This window comes from Hydrogenophaga sp., from assembly GCF_050250835.1.
Taxonomy (GTDB): Bacteria; Pseudomonadota; Gammaproteobacteria; order Burkholderiales; family Burkholderiaceae_C; genus Hydrogenophaga.
This window is the reverse complement of sequence record NZ_JBFWNX010000001.1, coordinates 247,502-266,667: the sequence shown is the minus strand read 5'-3', so window position 1 is coordinate 266,667 and position 19,166 is coordinate 247,502. Positions and strand designations below refer to the sequence as shown.

The window sequence follows — 19,166 nt, the reverse complement described above, 5'->3', positions numbered from 1 at the left end:
GCCTCCTGGATGGCGCACTCTACACTGGTTTTGTGTACAGTGGTCATCTTCATGAAAAGCGTCCACATTCCCATTCAGGCCATCAAGGGCCGCGGCATCGCCCAGCGGCAGCCGCACCGCTTCGAACGCGATGCGCGTGCCGCTTTCGACGACGGCTGGGGCGCGCTCGACGAGACCGCGCTCGCTCGGAACGATGCACCACCGCCCGTCACGGAGCTGAGCTGGGAAGACTGCAAGAGCGCCATCACCCACAACAACTCACCCGACATTGGCTTTCACCTCGGCCTCAATCCCTACCGCGGTTGCGAACACGGCTGTGTGTATTGCTACGCCCGCCCCACGCACAGCTACCTCAACCTCTCGCCCGGGCTCGACTTCGAAACGAAGCTGATCGCCAAGCGCAACGTGGCCGAGGTGCTTCGGCGCGAACTCGCCAGCCCGCGCCACGCGCCGGGCCTGCTCGCCATCGGCACCGTGACGGACGCCTACCAGCCGATCGAGCGCGAACTGCAGCTCATGCGCGGCGTGCTGCAGGTGCTAGCGGACACACGCCATCCGCTGGCCATCGTCACCAAAGGCAGCGGCGTGGAGCGCGACATCGACCTGCTGGCACCCATGGCCGCGCAGGGCCTGGCGGCGGTGTACGTGACCATCACCACGCTGGACGCGAAGCTCGCACGCATCCTGGAGCCTCGCGCGGCCGCACCGCACCGGCGCCTGCGCACCATCCGGACACTGACCGAAGCGGGGATTCCCGTGGGCGTGAGCGTGGCGCCGCAGATTCCGTTCATCAACGACGACATGGAACAGGTGCTGCAAGCCGCACGGGATGCCGGCGCGCGCCGCGCCTTCTACACCGTGTTGCGCCTGCCCTGGGAGCTCGGCCCCATGTTTCGCCAGTGGCTGGAGCAGCACTACCCCGACCGGGCCGCGCGCGTGATGGCGCGCGTGCAAGACATGCGCGGCGGCAAGGACTACAACGCCGACTTCTCGCAGCGAATGAAGGGCAGCGGCATCTGGGCCGACCTGATCCGCCAGCGTTTCGACAAGGCCTGCCAGCGGATGGGTTTCAACCAGGAGCGCGAGCCTCTGGATACCTCGCAGTTCACGCCCCAGGTGGTGCGTGCGCAGCAGGAGCTGTTCTAGCCAGTGCATCCATGCGCCAGTGGTGCAGCGCCTCGTAGAAGCCTTCCCACACACAGCCATTGCAGCCTCGCCCGCAGCAGGTGTCGGGTTCGGGCGGGGGTGGGCGCAGGGCGGTATCGAGGTCGATCCCCTGGCGCCGGGCCAGGCCGCGCAGGTGGGCGATGAGCGCCTGCGCGGTCGGCAGGTCGGCCAGCGGCACCTGCGCCGGGTCGTGCCGTGTGAACCGGGGCTGCTCGCGCCCCTGGAACATGCCCACCTCGGCGAACATCGCAGCTGGCCTGACCCACAAGCCCCAGCCGCCGTACAGCGCTCGGTACAGCGTCATGCCTTGCAGGGATTCGCTGCAACGCACGGTGTCCAGCACCTCATACCATCCACCCTTGTAGTGGCGGTACAGGCCGGGCTCGGTGGCTCGCAGCGGGGGCAGGTCGTCGTCGTTCATGCGGGGAGTTTAGGCGGCGGTCTTCTTCGAGATCCCGTCCACCGGCAGGTAGAACGCGCCACCTGCCGCCCTGAACTCGGCCGATTTTGCTGCCATGCCCTTCTCGGCGTAGTCGCGGACGTCCTGCGTGATCTTCATCGAGCAGAACTTCGGACCGCACATGCTGCAGAAATGCGCTTCCTTGCTGCTGTCCTTGGGCAGGGTCTCGTCGTGAAAATCGCGCGCGGTGTCCGGGTCCAGGCCCAGGTTGAACTGGTCGTGCCAACGGAATTCGAATCGCGCCTTGCTCATGGCGTCGTCGCGCGCGCGGGCACCCGGGTGGCCCTTGGCCACGTCGGCAGCGTGCGCTGCGATCTTGTAGGCGATCAGCCCTTGTTTCACGTCGTCTCGGTCCGGCAGGCCCAGGTGTTCCTTGGGCGTCACGTAGCACAGCATGGCCGTGCCCATCCAGCCGATCATGGCGGCACCAATGGCGCTGGCAATGTGGTCGTAGCCCGGTGCGATGTCGATGGTGAGCGGCCCGAGCGTGTAGAAGGGTGCCTCGTGGCAGTGCTTCAACTGCTCGTCCATGTTGGCCTGGATCAGGTGCATGGGCACGTGGCCCGGCCCTTCGATCATGGTCTGCACGTCGTGCTTCCACGCCAGCTGCGTGAGCTCGCCCAGCGTCTTCAGTTCGGCGAACTGGGCTTCGTCGTTGGCGTCGGCCGCGCTCCCGGGGCGCAGCCCGTCGCCCAGCGAGAAGCTCACGTCGTAGGCCTTCATGATGTCGCAGATTTCCTCGAAGTGCGTGTAGAGAAAACTCTCGCGGTGGTGCGTGATGCACCACTTGGCCATGATGGAGCCGCCGCGCGAGACGATGCCGGTGCGCCGGTTGGCCGTGAGATGCACGAAGGCCAGGCGCAGGCCGGCGTGGATGGTGAAGTAGTCCACGCCCTGTTCGGCCTGCTCGACCAGCGTGTCGCGAAAGATGGCCCAGGTGAGGTCCTCCGCCACCCCGCCCACTTTCTCCAGCGCCTGGTAGATCGGTACCGTGCCGATGGGCACCGGCGAATTGCGCACGATCCAGTCGCGCGTGGTGTGGATGTTGCGGCCGGTGGAGAGGTCCATCACGTTGTCTGCACCCCAGCGAATCGCCCACACCAGCTTGTCCACTTCCTCTTCAATGCTGGAGGTGACGGCCGAGTTGCCGATGTTCGCGTTGACCTTCACGAGAAAGTTGCGCCCGATGGCCATGGGCTCCAGCTCGGTGTGATTGATGTTGGCCGGGATGATGGCGCGGCCGCGCGCCACCTCGTCGCGCACGAACTCGGGCGTGATCACATCGGGAATGCGCGCGCCAACAGGGTTGCCGCGCAGGCGTGCCTCGCGCAGGGCATCGCCCAGGTATTCGGCCATCCATTCGCGCTTGCCGTTCTCGCGCACCGCCACGCATTCCATCTCGGGCGTGACGATGCCACGGCGCGCGTAGTGCATCTGCGTCACGTTCATGCCGGCGCGGGCGCGGCGCGGGGTCCGTTGCAGGCCGGATGCCTGCGCGCGCAGGGCCTCGATGCGCTCGGCGTCCCTGGCTTCGTGCTTCACGCCATCGTCCACCGCCTGGCGCGCGCGGCCGGCGTACGCCTCGGTGTCGCCGCGCGCCTCGATCCACCCACCTCGGACATCGGGCAGGCCGCGGGTCACGTCGATCGCAGCCGTTGGATCGGAGTAGGGCCCCGAGGTGTCGTACACCACCACGCGCTCGCCGTTGGTGAGCGCGATCTCGCGCATCGGCACCTTCACACCCGGCAGCTCACCGGGCACGTACAGCTTGCGCGAGGCGGGAAAGGGCTCGCGGCTCAGAGCCAGCGAGGCCAGGGCGATGGGGTCGGGGGCGTTCATGGGGGCGGTCTCCTGTGGAAATGCATTGAAGAAATGCTCCGGAGTACCGCCCACCCGAGAGGGTGTGCGTGCGCTCTTCTTTCGCCGGTACTAGCCGGATCAAGTTCGCGGGTTCGGCTGGTCAGCCATCTCAGCACCGGACCTTGGCAGGCCCGAGCACCCCGGAGCAGGTCTGGAGTCTATACCGGACGGGCAGGGCTGCGATGACAGAGCGCACGAGTCGCCAGCTGGCCAGCGCCGCACAAGGCCAGCAGTGGCTTCGAAGCTCAGAGCGGATCGGCCAGCAGCTTCGACAGCGCTGCAATGTTCGCAGCGCTGGGCACCTGCGGCTTCATCTCGTCTTCTTCGGCGGTGGCGTTCTCGTGTGCCTGGATGGCGTTGACCATCGCGTACTGGCTTTCCCACGACAGCGTCTTGCCTTCCGGACAGAGGTCGCGCACCGTGCCGAACCAGTAGTAACCGTCCTTGCCGCCAAAAAGCTGGTCGATGCCACCTGCGTCGCCTGGTTTGAGGCCATGGGCCGCCAGGATGAGCTTGAGCTTGTGGTGAGAGACGGAGTAGTGCATGGGGCGGCGGCGGTGTTTGGGCGGGTCGGCGATTGTACTGAGGCCATCTGTGGGCATGCAGGCATAAGATGTCTGGCACTGAGTTTGCTTTGCTTGATCCAGATGGTGGAGCCGTCCAGCCGAGGGCTCTGCCGGTTTCGCCAGCCTGTGGCGCTCTTTTGGGCCTGTTCTCCATGACGTCCGCTGATTCTCCGTCGCCGACTGGCCTTGTGGCCGCCGAAGTCCCGCCCTCGCCCAATTCGCCGCATCCCCGGCACATCCGCCTCACCTCTCATTCCGGAGGGTTCGGGGCGCTGCCCATCCAGTGGGGCGCAGCCACCGCGCGTGAACGCGGACCGGTGGTGGGCACCACGCTGAACCTGCCGCATCGCAACGTGATCGGCACGCACAGCGGCAGCTACAGCGTGTACCGCGCGCTGGCGGTGGCGGCAGGCGCGCTCAGGCGCGAGCACCGCGCCGATCTCACCAACACCTCGCCGACGGACATCATCGGCCCCTACCCGCAATGGGCCGATCCGGAAAAGATCTGCAGCATCGACCCCTGGGGCGCGGTGGTGGCCGACGTCTACGCCACCGAGCTGGCCGCGGGTTACGACATCCGCCCCACCATCGCGGTGACCAAGGCGCATGTGATCCTGCCGGAGGTGATCGACGCCTTGCTGAAAGAACGCCTCAAGCCCGACGGCAAGTTCCTCACGGCGAGCGGCGCGGCCGTGGTGACCAAGGTGGCGGTGGAGCCGGTGTGGTACCTGCCGGGCGTGGCCAGGCGCTTCGGTTGCAGCGAGACCGATCTGCGCCGCGTGCTCTTCGAGGAGACCGGTGGCATGTACCCCGAACTGGTCACGAGATCGGACCTCTCGGTGTTCCTGCCGCCCATTGGCGGGCAGACGGTCTACATTTTTGGCGAACCGCGCGACCTGGCCAACCCCGATGTGACACTGACGGCGCGCGTGCATGACGAGTGCAACGGATCGGACGTGTTCGGTTCCGACATCTGCACCTGCAGGCCTTATCTCACGCACGCCATTGAGGAGTGCATCCTCGGCGCGCAGCGTGGCGGCGTGGGGCTGGTGGCGTATTCGCGCAAGGAAGGCCGCGCGCTGGGCGAGGTCACCAAGTTCCTGGTCTACAACGCACGCAAACGCCAGGTGGGTGGCGACACGGCCGACCAGTACTTTGCGCGCACCGAGTGCGTGGCGGGCGTGCAGGACATGCGTTTCCAGGAGCTGATGCCTGATGTGCTGCACTGGCTGGGCGTGCGCAAGATTCACCGCCTGGTATCCATGAGCAACATGAAGTACGACGCCATCACCGGCGGAGGCATCGAGGTGGGCGAGCGGATCAACATTCCGGACGAACTCATACCTGCCGATGCGCGTGTGGAGATGGATGCCAAGATGGCGGCAGGCTACTTCACGCCAGGCATGGTGCCCGGCGCGGAGGAGCTCAAGATCGCCAAAGGCAGGGGGCTGGGCGCTTGAGCGGCGTTCCATCGACGACTGATGTGACTTCCGCCTCCGGGGCGGTGAATGCGCTGCGGTCCACCGAGGCGATCCGCGAACGCGCCGGAGCCTTGCTGGCGCGTGCCCGTGCCGGTCAATCCGCGTTTTTTGCCATGGACGATGCGGCGCTGAGATCGGCCGCTCGCACCGTGGCCGAACTCACGCGACAGCGCTTTGCCGACCTGCGCATTCCATACCACAGCCGCTGGCGCCACTTTGAGGCCGGGCAGGTGGACCGGCGCGCGCAGCTCGATGCGCTGCTGGGCCCGGTGGACGCGGCGGAACGCGCGCGCACGCAGATCGACCTGGCGTTGGTGAGCGTGCTGCTCGATGCGGGCGCTGGAGCCACGTGGCGTTATGCCGAGGCTGCGAGTGGACAGACCTTCTCGCGTTCGGAGGGGCTGGGGGTGGCGAGCTTTCATGCCTTCACCGCTGGCCTGTTCTCCAGCGACCCCAGCCAGCCGCTGCGCGTGGACGCTGCCGGGCTTGCGGTGCTGACCACCGAAACGCTGGGCACCGCGTTCCAGGTGAGCGAAGAGAATCCGCTCGTGGGACTCGACGGCCGTGTCGATCTGCTGCGGCGCCTGGGAAGCGCGATGCTCGCGCACGAAGGCACTTACGGGCCTGCCGGACGCCCCGGAGCGCTGTACGACGCGCTGCAGGCGCCAATGCTCCAGGCGCACGACATCCTCATGACGCTGCTCGACACCCTGTCCGACATCTGGCCCGCGCAGAACCGGCTGGGCGGCATCGCCGTGGGCGATTGCTGGCCCCATCCGGCGGTACCTGGGTCGGGGCTCACGGCCGGCTGGATGCCGTTCCACAAGCTCTCGCAGTGGCTCACCTATTCGCTGCTGGAGCCCTTCGAGTGGGCCGGCGTTCAGGTCAGCGGGCTGGATGCGCTCACGGGCCTGCCCGAGTACCGCAATGGCGGTCTGTTGATCGACGCCGGCGTGCTGATTCCCTTGCCCTCCCACCACGCCACGCGCACCTGGCAGGCGGGTGACGAATTCATTGTCGAATGGCGTGCCCTCACCGTGGCCCTGCTGGACGAGATCGCGCCGCTGGTGCGTGCCGAGCTCGGTCGGTCAGCCCGACAGTTGCCGCTGGCCTGCGTGCTCGAAGGCGGCACCTGGGGCGCGGGGCGGCTGCTGGCACAGCGCCTGCGTGGCGGCCTGCCGCCATTCCACATCGCCAGTGACGGCACGGTGTTCTGATTTTTTCCACGCTGAAGGGCCATCATCCAAATGAGCAACGTCCACCTCATCAACCATCCCCTGGTGCAGCACAAGCTCACCCTCATGCGCCGCAAGGACGCCAGCACCAACAGCTTTCGCCGCCTGCTCAATGAAATGGCCATGCTCATGACCTACGAGGTCACGCGCGACATGCCCATGCAGGACATCGAGATCGAGACCCCGCTGGAGACCATGCAGGCCAAAGTCATCGACGGCAAGAAACTGGTGTTCGTCTCGATCCTGCGCGCGGGCAACGGCATCCTGGACGGCATGCTCAGCGTGGTGCCGGGCGCGCGCGTGGGCCACATCGGCCTGTACCGCGATCCGAAGACGCTCACGGCGGTGGAGTACTACTTCAAGATGCCGACCCACATGAACGAGCGCGACGTGATCGTGGTCGATCCCATGCTGGCCACGGGCAACTCGGCCATCGCCGCCGTTGATCGCCTCAAGGAGATCGGCCCCAGGTCCATCAAGTTCGTCTGCCTGCTCACCTGTCCCGAAGGCATCGCCGCGCTTCAGCGCGCGCACCCTGACGTGCCCATCTACACCGCCGCCATCGACCGCGAACTCAACAGCCACGGCTACATCCTGCCGGGTCTGGGCGACGCCGGTGACCGCATCTTTGGCACACAGTGAACGCTGATGCTCGACCTGCTCATCACCCACGCCAACCTGCCCGATGGTCGCACCGACATGGCGGTGGCCGTGCAAGGCGGACGCATCGTGGAAGTGACGCCCGGCCTGGATGCGCCGGCCCACGAGACGGTGGACGCGCAGGGCCAGTTGCTCTCGCCGCCGTTCTGCGATCCGCACTTCCACATGGACGCCACCCTCAGCTACGGCCTGCCACGCGTCAACCAGAGCGGCACGCTGCTCGAAGGGATTGCGCTCTGGGGGGAACTCAAGCCCCTGCTGACCGAAGAAGCGCTGGTGAAACGCGCGCTGGTGTATGGCGACTGGGCCGTGGCCAAGGGCTTGCTGGCCATACGCAGCCATGTGGACACCAGCGACCCGAGCCTGCTGCCGGTGCGCGCCATGCTCGAGGCGAAGAAACGCATGGCGCCGTATCTGGACGTGCAACTGGTCGCGTTCCCGCAAGACGGCGTGCTGCGCTCGCCCGGCGGCCTGGACAACCTCAAACGTGCGCTCGACCTGGGGGTGGACGTGGTGGGCGGCATTCCCCACTTCGAGCGCACCATGAGCGACGGCGCAGCCAGCGTGAAGCTGCTTTGCGAACTTGCCGCCGAGCGCGGCCTGCCGGTGGACATGCACTGCGACGAAAGCGACGACCCGCTCTCGCGCCACATCGAGACGCTGGCCTTCGAGACCCATCGCCTGGGTCTGCAAGGCCGGGTGAACGGCTCACACCTCACCTCCATGCACAGCATGGACAACTACTACGTCAGCAAACTCATCCCGCTGATCGCCGAATCCGGCGTCAGCGTGGTGGCCAACCCGCTCATCAACATCACGTTGCAAGGACGGCACGACAGCTATCCCAGGCGGCGTGGCATGACGCGCGTGCCCGAGCTCATGGCCGCCGGTGTGACGGTGGCCTTTGGCCACGACTGCGTGATGGATCCTTGGTATTCGCTGGGCAGCGGTGACATGCTGGAAGTGGCTCATATGGGCCTGCACGTCGCACAGATGACCAGCCAGACGGGCATGCGCCAGTGTTTTGATGCCGTGACCACGAATGCGGCGAGGGTGATGGGCCTGAACAGCCATGGCATCGAGGCGGGCCGGGATGCCAGCTTCGTGCTGCTCCAGGCGCGCGACCCCATCGAGGCGATCCGCCTGCGCGCCACGCGCCTGAAGGTATGGCGCAAAGGGTCGTTGCTTGCGCAGACGGCGCCCGTCACCGCAAGCCTGTACCTGCCCGGACGCGAAGGAGTGTCCCCGTGAATTCATTTGGCAGACGCGCCCAGGGCGAGCGGCTGGAGCGCATGCGGGCGTCGAGCCTCTGGGCGGGCGAAGGCTTTCGCAACCAGCACCCGGTGCTGCCGGCTCTGCGCGACGCCACCGTGCCCCGACCGACGCTCAAGGAATTTCTCAGCTCCGGAGGCCGGCGCACGCCAACTGGACCGCTGCCTGCGATGGATCCCCGACAGGCCTGGAGCCGCCCCGCGCAGAGCGGCCTGCGTGCCACGTGGCTCGGTCACTCCACGGTGCTCATCGAGATCGACGGGCACCGCGTGCTGACCGATCCCGTCTGGGGAACGAGGGCTTCCCCGTTTCGCCTGCTCGGGCCCAAACGCTTCCAGCCCGCTCCCTTGCGGCTGCGGCACATGCCAGAAGTGGATGTGGTGGTGATCTCGCACGACCACTACGACCACCTGGACTACCCCACGATCCGTGCGCTTGCCCGGCACAGCCGCGTGCCTTTCGTCACCTCACTCGGGGTGGGAGCGCACCTTCAAGGCTGGGGCGTGGCGGCCGAGCGCATCACCGAACTCGACTGGTGGGAGTGCCACCGCGTGCCCGGCACGGCCCTGACCATCACCGCCGCGCCCTCGCAGCATTTCTCCGGGCGTGGCTTCAAGGACCGCAACGCCACGCTCTGGTCGTCGATGGTGGTGCAGTCCGATCGGCACCGTGTGTTCTTCAGCGGCGACACAGGTCTGACCACCGAGTACGCCACCATCCGCGAGCGCCTGGGCCCGTTCGATCTGGTCATGCTCGAGGTCGGTGCGTTTCATCCCGCCTGGGGCGACATCCACCTGGGCCCGGCCAACGCCCTGAAAGCGCACGCGCTGCTCGGTGGCGGCGCTTTCCTGCCTGTGCATTGGGGCACGTTCAGCCTGGCCATGCACGAATGGGATGAGCCGGTGGAAACCCTGCTGAAGCTGGCACCTTCCCACGGAGCATCCCTGCTCATGCCCCGCCTGGGGGAAGCGGTCGAGCCCGCACACCATGCAGCCGTGGTGCCCTGGTGGCGCGGGCTGGAGACGGGCGGTGGGGAGCTTCCGCGCGCTGCTGAGCCACCGGCGATACAGCGGCAACTGCCCTGGCCACTGGACTGAACGCGCGAAATCCGACAACCGGGTGCTGCCAGGTCGCTGGACATGCAGTCTCAGCCTTCAACCGACACACGGTGGTGGGCACTGTCCGCGCCACGCGACTTGCTTTGCTCCCGCACCCCTTCCTTGGCCACTGAGGCCACACCTGAAATGCCGGCGAACAGGGCCACGAACACCGCCAGCAAGGCGGCAGTGGCTTTGTAGGGGTGGACGTGGGTGGCTGCGGCGGTGCGGAGCACGTTGGCGCTGAAGTTCAGCCAGAGTCTGGCGATCACGGCCATGGCCAGGGCGATCAGAAAAACCAGGACTGGCAGGAAGGTGGTGTGCATCAGGAAGAAATACCCGCCCAGTTCGATGCCCTCCCCGCGGGGCGACAGGCCCAGAAACACATGGGCCATTTCCCGCACCGAGAGTTCGGATTCGGTGCCGAAAAAGGCGGCCCACACGCTGGCAAAGGCAAACACCGCGGCGGCGGCGAAGCAGCCCGTGAACACGATGAGCACAGAGACGATGCCAGAGGCGCCGCGCGCCGATCGCAACAGCCACGCGAAGACGATCAGCGTGAGCGTGTCGAAGACGAGGTTCGCAGCGACCGCCTGGAGCGAAAGGCGCGGGTTGGGCACAGCCGGTTCGCTGAGCTGGCCAATGGCTAGCGCTGAAACGGTGGCAATGACGCTGAGCCCGAGGCCCAAGGCGCCAATGTAGATGGCGCGGGCTTTCGACGGGGAGGTGTTGACGATGCTGTTGGGCGAGTCGCCAAAGGTGAGGATGGTGTCGGCGATGACCAGCGCCACCGGTGAGGCGGCAAATGCCAGCAGCACACCCAGCCAGGGAGGGTCCAGCGAGACCGCGTATTGCGTGAACGCGAGCAGACCCGCCGCAGCGAAGGCCATGGTGCCGATATCTCCCATGTAGCGAGAGAAGGGATGAAAGAACCGGCGCCAGGGCTTGATCTGAAGCACCACACTCAACGCAATGGGGGAGATGGCGACGTACATCCATTGCTTGCCGAATTGGTTCCAGACCACGAGCACACAGGCGACGGCACCCAGGGTCCCAGCCACCCAGGAGCCTTTGCCCAGGATCAGGTCGAGTGCGCGCTGCTGCATGGCGCCAAGCCAGCTCCCGGCCGAGAGCAGGTTCTCGGCGAAAGCGCTCAGGGGCGAGTTTTGCAGCCGCTCCAGCACGCCGCGCAGTTGGCTTCGAACGGTTTCCACGTGGGTGTCGGACGCAATGGATTCGAAGAAGAGGACGGTGGCCGCCCCCAGACCGAGGACGGCCGCCACGATCGCCGAGAGCAGCTGCACGATGAACCAGTTTTCTGCGGACATCTGGATGCTCCCCGTGTGGTTGTGGTCAGTGGCCTGTCGCCCGAAGCACTTCTTCCGCCGTGGCCGGCGCGTTCATGGCCTCAGGGCGCCCACCGGCCTGTGCCACCGCATCCCGCAGCGCTTCAAACACGCTGATCGCCAGCATGAACGGCGGCTCACCCACCGCCTTGCTGCCGTGCACGTTGTCCTCCCGATTGGCTTCGGGCCACAGCTCGGTCTTAAAGTGTTCGGGGATGTCGCCGGTGGCGGGGATTTTGTAGGTGCTGGGCGCGTGGGTCTGCAGGTAGCCCTTGTCGTTCCAGACGAGCTGCTCGGTCGTGAGCCAGCCCATGCCCTGAACGAAGCCGCCCTCGATCTGGCCCATGTCGATGGCGGGGTTGATGCTGTGGCCCACGTCGTGAAGGATGTCGACCTTGAGCACGCGGCTCTCGCCGGTCAGCGTGTCAATGGCCACCTCGCTCACGGCGGCACCGTAGGCGAAGTAGTAGAACGGCCGGCCGGTGAGGGTGGTCTTGTCGTAGTGGATCTTGGGCGTGCGATAGAAACCGTCGCTCCAGAGCTGGATGCGGTTGGCGTAGGCGGCGCTCACCACGTCTTCGAACTTGCGCGTGGTGGTGGGCGTGACGACCTGCCCGCCTTCAAAACGCACGGCGCCTGCACCGCAGTTGTCCAGGCCCGAGACGAAGGCGGCGAGGTTGTCGCGCACGTGGCGGGCCGCAAACTGCGCGGCGCGGCCGTTGAGGTCGGTGCCACTGCTGGCGGCGGTGGCGCTGGCGTTGGGCACCTTGCTGGTGTCTGAAGCGGTGGAGAGCACCTTGTCAAACGGCACGCCGAGTTCGTCGGCCACGATGGCAGCCACCTTGGTGTTCAGCCCCTGCCCCATTTCGGTGCCGCCGTGGTTCACCTGCACGCTGCCGTCGGTGTACACATGCACCAGCGCGCCGGCCTGGTTGAACAGCGTGGCGGTGAAACTGATGCCGAACTTCACCGGCGTGAGCGAGATGCCTTTCTTGATGACGGGGCTCTGCGAGTTCCATACAGCGATCTGATCGCGACGTTCGCGGTAGCGGCTGGTCAAGGCCAGTCGGGAGATCAGTGGTTCGAGGATGTTGTCCTCCACCTTCATCTGGTAGTGGGTGACGTTGCGATGGGTGGGATGGGCTTCGACAGGCTCAGCCCGAACGGAGGTCGGCTCAGTCCGAACGGAGGTTGCCTCAGCCTGAGCGGATACTTCCCGTTCGCCCTGAGCCTGTCGAAGGGCTTGCGAGGTCGGCTCAGCCTGCACGCCCAATTCCCGTTCGCCCTGAGCCTGTCGAAGGGCTTGCGAGGTAGGCTCAGCCCGCACGCCCAATTCCCGTTCGCCCTGAGCCTGTCGAAGGGCTTGCGAGGTCGGCTCGTCGCTATACAGGTTGCGCAGGCGCACATCAAGCGGGTCCATGCCGAGCGTGCGCGCGATGTCGCTCAGAATGCGTTCAATCACGATCACACCCTGCGGACCACCGAAGCCGCGAAACGCGGTGTGGCTCTGGACGTTCGTCTTGCAGCGGTAGCTGGAGATGGCCACATCTTCCAGGAAGTAGGCGTTGTCGGCGTGGAAGATGGCGCGGTCGGCCACGGGGCCGGAGAGGTCGGCGCTGAAGCCGCAGTTGGCCAGCATTTCCAGCTCCAGCCCACAGAGCAGGCCGGTTTGGTCGAAGCCGGCGCGGTAGTGGTAGGCAAAAGGATGGCGCTTGCCGGTGACCATGAAGTCGTCGTCGCGGTCCAGCCGCAGCTTCACGGGGCGCTTCAGCTTGTTGGCGGCTATGGCGGCCCACACGGCCAGGTGGCCCGCCTGCGTTTCCTTGCCGCCGAAGCCGCCGCCCATGCGCCGGCACTCCACCGTCACGGCGTGGTTGTCCAGCCCCAGCGCGTGCGACACCCAGTGCTGCACCTCGCCCGGGTGCTGGGTGCTGGAGTACACCCACCACTGGTCCTGCTCCAGTGGCAACACGTAGGCCACCTGGCCTTCGAGATAGAAATGCTCCTGGCCGCCAATCTCGAAGTTGCCTTCGATTTTCTGGGGGGCTCGGGCGAGGGCGGCCGCAGCGTTGCCGCGCTTCACGTGCACCGGTGGCAGAACGTAGCTCTGCAACGCGTGCGCCTCATGCACGCTGATGACGGCGGGCAGGGGTTCGATGTTGAACTTCACCAGCCGGGCAGCGCGGCGCGCAGTCATGACATCGTCGGCCACCACCAGCGCGGCCACCTGGCCGAGGAACTGTACGGTGTCGGTGGCGAACACGGGTTCGTCGTGCGCAAAGGCGGCCAGCATCGAGTCGCCTGGAATGTCGGCTGCGCAGAAGACGCCACGCACGCCGGGCACCGCCAGTGCGGCGGAGGCGTCCAGCCCGTGCAGCTTGCCGTGCGCTACGGGCGAACATACCGGGGCGGCGTGCAGCGTGCCGCGCACCTCGGGGATGTCGTCGATGTAGGTGGCGCCGCCGGCCACCTGGGCACGGGCGCTTTCGTGGAAGCGGGAGACGCCGGCCGCGCGCAATGCCGTTTGCGCTGAGCCCACCCCGCCCGTTTGTACTGAGCTCATTCCGCCCGTTCGCACTGAGCTCATCCCGCCCGTTCGCCCTGAGCTTGTCCCGCCCGTTCGCCCTGAGCTTGTCGAAGGGTTGGTGAGGGCTTCGACAGGCTCAGCCCGAACGGAGGTAGGCTCAGCCCGAACGGAGGTAGGCTCAACCCGAACGGTGGTGGCCTCGGCCCGGACGGACTTCTCCCGTTCGCCCTGAGCTTGTCGAAGGGCCCGCGCGGAGGTCTTGCCCGGCGTTGGGGAGGTTTCCGCCACTGCGTCCCCCCGCGAAGACATCACCACCGGCGTATCGGCCGTGTTCTTGTCGCGTGCGTTCATGCCAAAGCCTCCAGGTCGGATGCGGTCAGGCTTTCCAGGTTGATGCGGTCCAGGCCCTGGCTCTCCAGCCAGAATCGCTGAAACAGGTTGCCCAGCACGACGTGCCGGTAGGCCGCGCTGGCGCGCATGTCGGAAATGGGCTGGAACTCGGCGCGCAGCGCGGCGGTGGCGGCCATCACGGTGTCGGCGGTCCAGGGCTGGCCGAGCAGGGCGGCTTCGGTCTGGCGAGCCCGCGCGGGTGTGGCGGCCACGCCGCCAGCGCCGATGGACACGGCTTTCACGGTGCCGCCTTCCACCGTCATGCGGATGGCCAGGCAGACGGCGGAGATGTCGTCGTCGAAGCGTTTGCTGATTTTGTAGACCTTGACCGTCTCACCCTTCACGGGCCGAGGCACCTTGATCCAGCAAAGCAGCTCATCCGCCTTCATCACGTTCTGCCGGTACCCGGTGTACAGATCCTCCAGAGGCATTTCCCGGTGGGTGATGGCGCCGCGTTTTGCATCCCAGCGCATCAGCACCACGTTGGCCCCCAGCGCAATCAGCAGCGGCATCGAATCCCCAATGGGCGAACCGTTGGCCACATTGCCGCCCAGCGTGCCCGAGTTGCGCACCGGCAGACCGGCGAAGCGCTGGGCGAAGGTCTTGAGTGGTGGGCGCTCGCTCACCAAGGCGGCGTAGGCGTCGGTCAAAGTGACGGCGGCGCCGATGGCGATGTGGTGCGGGTAGTTTTCCACGCGGCGCAGCTCGCTGGCGGCCGTCACGTCCAGCACCTGCTCGAAACGCTTGTGCATCTTGGTGACCCACAAGCCCACGTCGGTGCAGCCGGCCACCACCTGGGCTTTGGGGTTCGTGGCGCGGGCCTGCAGTAGCGCTTTCAGCGTGGCGGGGCGCAGGTAGTTGTCGGCCGGCGCGGGCTGGAGTTTCTTCAGCGCGGTCACGGTGGCGGCTTCGTCCACGCCGCAGCCGGCCGGCAGGGGCAGGGCGCCCATCTGCTGCGCCGCATCCAGAATGGGGCGGTAGCCGGTGCAGCGGCACAGGTTGCCCGAAAGCTCCACCTGTGCCTGGGTGCGGTCGATGCCCTTGCCGCCTTTCGTGTTCTGGTACATGCCAAACAGGCTCATGACAAAGCCCGGGGTACAAAAGCCGCACTGGCTGCCGTGGCACTGCACCATGGCCTCTTGCGCGGGGTGCAGCTCGCCGCCGGGGGCGGCAATGTCTTCGGCGGTCCACACCGCCAGCCCCTGAACCGAATGCGCCAGCCGAATGCAGCTGTTGGTGGCCTTGTATTCCAGCTTGCTGCCGCCCACCGCCTCGCCCAGCACCACGGTGCAGGCGCCGCAGTCGCCTTCGCCGCAGCCTTCCTTGGTGCCGGTGCAGTGCAGATCCTCCCGCAGCACCTCCAGCAGGGTCCGGTCGGGGGCGACGTGGTGCAGCGTTACGGGCTGGCCGCGCCGCAGGAAGGTCAGGGTTTGTGCTGATTTTTGGGGTGTCATGCGCGCCAGCATAGCGCCGACCCCATGGCACAACATATGCTCAGCCATATGTCCAGAATGCCCAAAACACCATTCACCAGCATATGACACCGGTATGAAATACGGGGCCATGTTCGACAAGATAGACCTGCACCTGATTCGCGTGCTGCACACCGTGCTCACCGAGCGCAGCGTCTCGCGTGCGGCGCTGCGCCTGGGCATGTACCAGCCGGCGGTAAGCGCAGCCCTGAAACGCCTGCGCGAACTCGCCGGAGATCCCCTTCTGGTGCGTTCGGGCTCGGGCATGGTGCCCACGGTGGCAGGCCTGCGCATGATCGAACCGGCGGCCGACATCCTGCGCAGCGCGGAGGTGCTGTTCTCCGACGCTCGCAGCTTCGACCCCGCCACCGCTCACCACAGCTTCAGCCTGGCCGCCAGCGACTACCTGGACCCGCTGTTCCTCCCGCAGCTCGTCACGCAGATCAAGAGCCTGGCCCCGCATTGCCCGATTGACATCCACCCGCTCTCGCGAGATTCGGATTACCGCAACCACCTGGCCCAGGGCGACGTGGACGTGGTGATTGGCAACTGGGCGCAGCCGCCGGACGACCTGCACCTGGGCCGCCTGTTCGGCGACGAGGTGGTGTGCCTGGTGTCCAACCAGCACCCCGCCGCGCGGCGCGGCTGGGACGTGGAGGCCTGGCTGGGCGCCGAGCACATCGCACCCACGCCCACCCACCCCGGCGCGCGCGGCTTCATCGACGATCACCTGGCCAGCCTCGGCCTGGTGCGCAACATCACAGCGCGCTGCCCGCATTTCGGATTGATTCCCGCGATGGTGGCAGGCAGCCTGCTGGTGCTGACCACCGGGCGCCAGTACTGCGAGCGATTCACCGGCGTGCTGCCGGTGAAGGTGCTGCCCAGCCCGGTGGAGTTTCCCCGGATGATGTACTACCAGCTCTGGCATGAACGCACGCATGCATCCAACGCGGCACGCTGGCTGCGCGAGCAGATCAAGACGGTCGCCGCTTCGCTCAAGCGGCTGGACGCCGAGTCCTGACCCCACCCGAAAAAAGGAGACACATGACCACCCATCGACTTCAACTGAGCGGCATCACCAAGCGATATCCCGGTGTAGTGGCCAACAGCGGTGTCTCGCTCACCGTGCAGCCCGGCGAGGTGCATGCGGTGCTCGGCGAGAACGGCGCCGGCAAGTCCACCCTGATGAAGATCATCTACGGCTCGGTCAAGCCCGATGAAGGTTCGGTGATGTTCAACGGCAAGCCGGTTCACATCCGCAATCCGCAGGAAGCACGCGCGCTGGGCATCAGCATGGTGTTTCAGCACTTCAGCCTGTTCGACACGCTCACCGTGGCCGAAAACGTGTGGCTGGGGCTGGACAAATCGCTGAGCCTGCCGGCGGTGGCTGCGAGCATCACCGCCAAGGCCGCCGAATATGGGCTGGACATCGACCCCGCGCGCCCGGTGCACACGCTCAGCGTGGGCGAGATGCAGCGGGTGGAGATCATCCGTGCGCTGCTGACGAATCCGCAACTGCTGATCCTGGACGAACCCACTTCGGTGCTCACGCCGCAGGCGGTGGAAAAGCTCTTCGTGGTGCTGCGCAAGCTCGCTTCGGAAGGCTGCAGCATTCTCTACATCAGTCACAAGCTGCACGAAATCCGCGAACTGTGCAACGCCTGCACCGTGCTGCGCGGCGGCAAGGTCACCGGTGTGTGCGACCCGCGCCAGGAAAGCAACGCCTCGCTCTCGCGCCTGATGATCGGCGCCGAGCCGCCCGCGCTGGATGTGCGCGAGCTGCACGCGGGCGCGACCGTGCTGGAGGTCAGCGGCCTTACGCTCGCCAGCGACGATCCCTTCGGCACACAGCTTCACGACGTCGCGCTCACCGTGCGCGCCGGCGAGGTGGTAGGCATTGCCGGGGTGTCGGGCAACGGGCAGAGCGAACTGCTCTATGCGCTCTCCGGCGAAGACCGCCGCGCTCCCGCAGGCAGCATCCGCGTGGGTGGTCAGGACGCTTCACGCTACGGGCCGGGCAAGCGCCGCGCGCTGGGCCAGCATTTCGTGCCCGAGGAACGCCTGGGGCGCGGTGCCGTGCCCACCCTCTCGCTGGCCCACAACCTGCTGCTATCGCGGCGTGACGCGCTGGGTGCAGGGGGCTGGATCAAGGTGAGCGCGCTGAAAAAGCAGGCTGCTGACGTGATCGCTCGCTACAACGTGAAGGCCAACGGGCCGGACGCGGCGGCCAAGTCGCTCTCGGGCGGCAACCTGCAGAAATTCATTGTCGGCCGCGAGATCGAAGCCAAACCCAAGCTGCTCATCGTGAGCCAGCCCACCTGGGGTGTGGACGTGGGCGCCTCGGCGCAGATTCGCGGCCAGATCCTGGCGCTGCGCGACGCGGGTTGCGCGGTGCTGGTGGTCAGCGAAGAGCTCGACGAACTCTTCGAGATCAGCGACCGCCTGCACGTGATCGCCAAGGGCCGCCTCTCGCCCAGCATGGACCGCAAGGACGCGACCATCGAGCGCATCGGCGAATGGATGTCAGGCCTGTGGGACACATCGACAGAACACCACAAAGAGGAGACCGCCCATGCTGCGGCTTGAAGTTCGTCCCCAGCCCTCGGCGCGCTGGGGCTACGCATCCCCGTTGCTGGCGCTGCTTATCACGGTGGTGGTCGGGGTCATTCTTTTCGCGGTGCTCGGCAAGGACCCGGTGCGCGGACTGCAGGTGTTTTTCTGGGAACCCATCAAGAGCACGTACGCGCTCTCGGAACTCATGGTCAAGGCCACGCCGTTGCTCATCATCGCGCTGGGGCTGGCGGTGTGTTTCCGCTCCAACGTGTGGAACATCGGCGCCGAGGGACAGTACATCGTCGGTGCCATCTGCGCCGGTGGCATGGCGCTGCTGGCCACCAAAGACACGGGGATGTGGATCGTGCCCGCGGTGCTGGCGGCCGGTGTGCTGGGCGGCATGCTGTGGGCCGGCATCACGGCGCTGCTGCGCGACCGCTTCAACGCCAACGAGATCCTGGTCAGCCTGATGCTGGTGTACGTGGCGGTGCAGGTGCTGAACTTCCTGGTGTATGGACCGTGGAAGGACCCGCAGGGCTACAACTTTCCTCAGACCAAGACCTTCGAGTCGGTGACACAGATTCCGCGGCTGATGAGCGGATCGCGCGTGAACATCGGCCTGCTGCTGGCGCTCGCCGGCGTGGCTGCGGTGTGGGTGTTTCTGTTCCGTACCTACTCGGGCTATGCGCAACTGGTGGGTGGCCTGGCACCGGCGGCGGCGCGCTATGCGGGCTTCTCCTCGCGCAAGGCGCTGTGGATCGCGCTGCTCACCTCGGGCGGCGCCGCCGGCCTGGCCGGTGCGCTGGAAGTGGCCGGGCCCATTGGCCAGCTCACGCCGTATGTGCCGGCGGGTTACGGCTTCGCGGCCATCATCGTCGCCTTCGTGGGGCGGCTGCACCCGGTGGGCATCGTGTTCTCGGCCATCCTCATGAGCATGTTCTACATCGGCGGCGAGCTCGCGCAATCGCGCCTGGGCTTGCCCAAGTCGATCACCGGGGTGTTCCAGGGCCTGCTGCTGTTTGCGCTGCTGGCCTGCGACACGCTCATTGCCTACCGCCTCGTGTGGAAGAAATGACTGCC

15 protein-coding genes, 1 pseudogene and 1 riboswitch are annotated in these 19,166 nt (G+C 66.6%); of the genes and pseudogenes, 9 read left to right on the top strand and 7 right to left on the bottom strand.

The features are described from left to right. Positions 1-51: 51 nt before the first annotated feature. A complete protein-coding gene (locus tag AB7F11_RS01215) occupies positions 52-1,146 on the top strand; it encodes a PA0069 family radical SAM protein (RefSeq protein ID WP_428289895.1) in 1,095 nt (364 codons plus the stop codon). Here the strand turns inward: AB7F11_RS01215 and AB7F11_RS01210 are convergent. The 4 genes and pseudogenes from AB7F11_RS01210 to AB7F11_RS01195 all read right to left on the bottom strand — a co-directional run bounded on the left by AB7F11_RS01210 (position 1,106) and on the right by AB7F11_RS01195 (position 4,032). After that, positions 1,106-1,345 (bottom strand): oxidoreductase-like domain-containing protein, encoded by a 240-nt coding sequence (locus tag AB7F11_RS01210; RefSeq protein WP_428289919.1) that lies wholly within the window; start codon positions 1,343-1,345, stop codon positions 1,106-1,108. The genes AB7F11_RS01215 and AB7F11_RS01210 overlap by 41 nt on opposite strands. A 15-nt stretch (positions 1,346-1,360) precedes the next feature. Continuing rightward, a pseudogene (locus AB7F11_RS01205) lies at positions 1,361-1,588 on the bottom strand (DUF1653 domain-containing protein); the annotation flags it as partial. Between the two features lie 9 nt (positions 1,589-1,597). Further along, positions 1,598-3,466, bottom strand: coding sequence for a phosphomethylpyrimidine synthase ThiC (thiC, locus tag AB7F11_RS01200; protein WP_428289896.1), 1,869 nt, complete (start codon positions 3,464-3,466; stop codon positions 1,598-1,600). A gap of 59 nt (positions 3,467-3,525) precedes the next feature. After that, positions 3,526-3,640: riboswitch (TPP riboswitch) on the bottom strand. 92 nt (positions 3,641-3,732) lie between these two features. Continuing rightward, positions 3,733-4,032 (bottom strand): hypothetical protein, encoded by a 300-nt coding sequence (locus tag AB7F11_RS01195; RefSeq protein WP_428289897.1) that lies wholly within the window; start codon positions 4,030-4,032, stop codon positions 3,733-3,735. Positions 4,033-4,205: 173 nt separating this feature from the next. Here AB7F11_RS01195 and AB7F11_RS01190 point away from each other — a divergent pair, with 173 nt between their 5' ends. From AB7F11_RS01190 to AB7F11_RS01170, 5 genes are read left to right on the top strand one after another with little or no spacing between them, the layout of a single operon-like run. Further along, on the top strand, positions 4,206-5,513 hold the full coding sequence (locus tag AB7F11_RS01190; RefSeq protein ID WP_428289898.1) for a GTP cyclohydrolase II: 1,308 nt from the start codon (positions 4,206-4,208) through the stop codon (positions 5,511-5,513). After that, a complete protein-coding gene (locus tag AB7F11_RS01185; protein ID WP_428289899.1) occupies positions 5,510-6,751 on the top strand; it encodes a URC4/urg3 family protein in 1,242 nt (413 codons plus the stop codon). Before AB7F11_RS01190 ends, AB7F11_RS01185 begins: the two co-directional genes overlap by 4 nt. Before the next feature lie 30 nt (positions 6,752-6,781). Then, positions 6,782-7,411, top strand: a complete 630-nt coding sequence (gene upp / locus AB7F11_RS01180) for a uracil phosphoribosyltransferase (RefSeq protein ID WP_428289900.1) — start codon at positions 6,782-6,784, stop codon at positions 7,409-7,411. Between the two features lie 6 nt (positions 7,412-7,417). After that, complete coding sequence (locus AB7F11_RS01175; RefSeq protein WP_428289901.1) at positions 7,418-8,680, top strand: amidohydrolase family protein; 1,263 nt, start codon at positions 7,418-7,420, stop codon at positions 8,678-8,680. After that, on the top strand, positions 8,677-9,798 hold the full coding sequence (locus AB7F11_RS01170; RefSeq protein WP_428289902.1) for an MBL fold metallo-hydrolase: 1,122 nt from the start codon (positions 8,677-8,679) through the stop codon (positions 9,796-9,798). The genes AB7F11_RS01175 and AB7F11_RS01170 overlap by 4 nt, the downstream gene beginning before the upstream one ends. Before the next feature lie 50 nt (positions 9,799-9,848). Here AB7F11_RS01170 and AB7F11_RS01165 read toward each other — a convergent pair whose 3' ends face one another. The 3 genes from AB7F11_RS01165 to xdhA form a co-directional block, all read right to left on the bottom strand. Next, on the bottom strand, positions 9,849-11,126 hold the full coding sequence (locus AB7F11_RS01165; protein ID WP_428289903.1) for a hypothetical protein: 1,278 nt from the start codon (positions 11,124-11,126) through the stop codon (positions 9,849-9,851). Between the two features lie 25 nt (positions 11,127-11,151). Next, a complete protein-coding gene (locus AB7F11_RS01160; RefSeq protein ID WP_428289904.1) occupies positions 11,152-13,707 on the bottom strand; it encodes a molybdopterin cofactor-binding domain-containing protein in 2,556 nt (851 codons plus the stop codon). 311 nt (positions 13,708-14,018) lie between these two features. Further along, a complete protein-coding gene (gene xdhA / locus AB7F11_RS01155; protein WP_428289905.1) occupies positions 14,019-15,515 on the bottom strand; it encodes a xanthine dehydrogenase small subunit in 1,497 nt (498 codons plus the stop codon). 94 nt (positions 15,516-15,609) lie between these two features. On the opposite strand from xdhA, the gene AB7F11_RS01150 reads away from it, so the two are divergent. From AB7F11_RS01150 to AB7F11_RS01140, 3 genes are read left to right on the top strand one after another with little or no spacing between them, the layout of a single operon-like run. Then, positions 15,610-16,554, top strand: a complete 945-nt coding sequence (locus AB7F11_RS01150; RefSeq protein WP_428289906.1) for a LysR family transcriptional regulator — start codon at positions 15,610-15,612, stop codon at positions 16,552-16,554. Positions 16,555-16,577: 23 nt separating this feature from the next. Beyond that, entirely contained in the window at positions 16,578-18,119 is a 1,542-nt protein-coding gene (locus AB7F11_RS01145) for an ABC transporter ATP-binding protein (protein WP_428289907.1), read from the top strand. Then, positions 18,106-19,161, top strand: coding sequence for an ABC transporter permease (locus AB7F11_RS01140; RefSeq protein ID WP_428289908.1), 1,056 nt, complete (start codon positions 18,106-18,108; stop codon positions 19,159-19,161). The genes AB7F11_RS01145 and AB7F11_RS01140 overlap by 14 nt, the downstream gene beginning before the upstream one ends. Positions 19,162-19,166 lie beyond the last annotated feature (5 nt).

Bases quoted from the DNA above. Each gene is read 5' to 3' on its own strand.
- AB7F11_RS01215 (WP_428289895.1), top strand. From the start codon at position 52: ATGAAAAGCGTCCACATTCCCATTCAGGCCATCAAGGGCCGCGGCATC.
- thiC (WP_428289896.1), bottom strand. From the start codon at position 3,466: ATGAACGCCCCCGACCCCATCGCCCTGGCCTCGCTGGCTCTGAGCCGC.
- AB7F11_RS01195 (WP_428289897.1), bottom strand. From the start codon at position 4,032: ATGCACTACTCCGTCTCTCACCACAAGCTCAAGCTCATCCTGGCGGCC.
- AB7F11_RS01190 (WP_428289898.1), top strand. From the start codon at position 4,206: ATGACGTCCGCTGATTCTCCGTCGCCGACTGGCCTTGTGGCCGCCGAA.
- upp (WP_428289900.1), top strand. From the start codon at position 6,782: ATGAGCAACGTCCACCTCATCAACCATCCCCTGGTGCAGCACAAGCTC.
- AB7F11_RS01175 (WP_428289901.1), top strand. From the start codon at position 7,418: ATGCTCGACCTGCTCATCACCCACGCCAACCTGCCCGATGGTCGCACC.
- AB7F11_RS01165 (WP_428289903.1), bottom strand. From the start codon at position 11,126: ATGTCCGCAGAAAACTGGTTCATCGTGCAGCTGCTCTCGGCGATCGTG.
- AB7F11_RS01160 (WP_428289904.1), bottom strand. From the start codon at position 13,707: ATGAGCTCAGTACAAACGGGCGGGGTGGGCTCAGCGCAAACGGCATTG.
- xdhA (WP_428289905.1), bottom strand. From the start codon at position 15,515: ATGACACCCCAAAAATCAGCACAAACCCTGACCTTCCTGCGGCGCGGC.
- AB7F11_RS01150 (WP_428289906.1), top strand. From the start codon at position 15,610: ATGAAATACGGGGCCATGTTCGACAAGATAGACCTGCACCTGATTCGC.
- AB7F11_RS01145 (WP_428289907.1), top strand. From the start codon at position 16,578: ATGACCACCCATCGACTTCAACTGAGCGGCATCACCAAGCGATATCCC.
- AB7F11_RS01140 (WP_428289908.1), top strand. From the start codon at position 18,106: ATGCTGCGGCTTGAAGTTCGTCCCCAGCCCTCGGCGCGCTGGGGCTAC.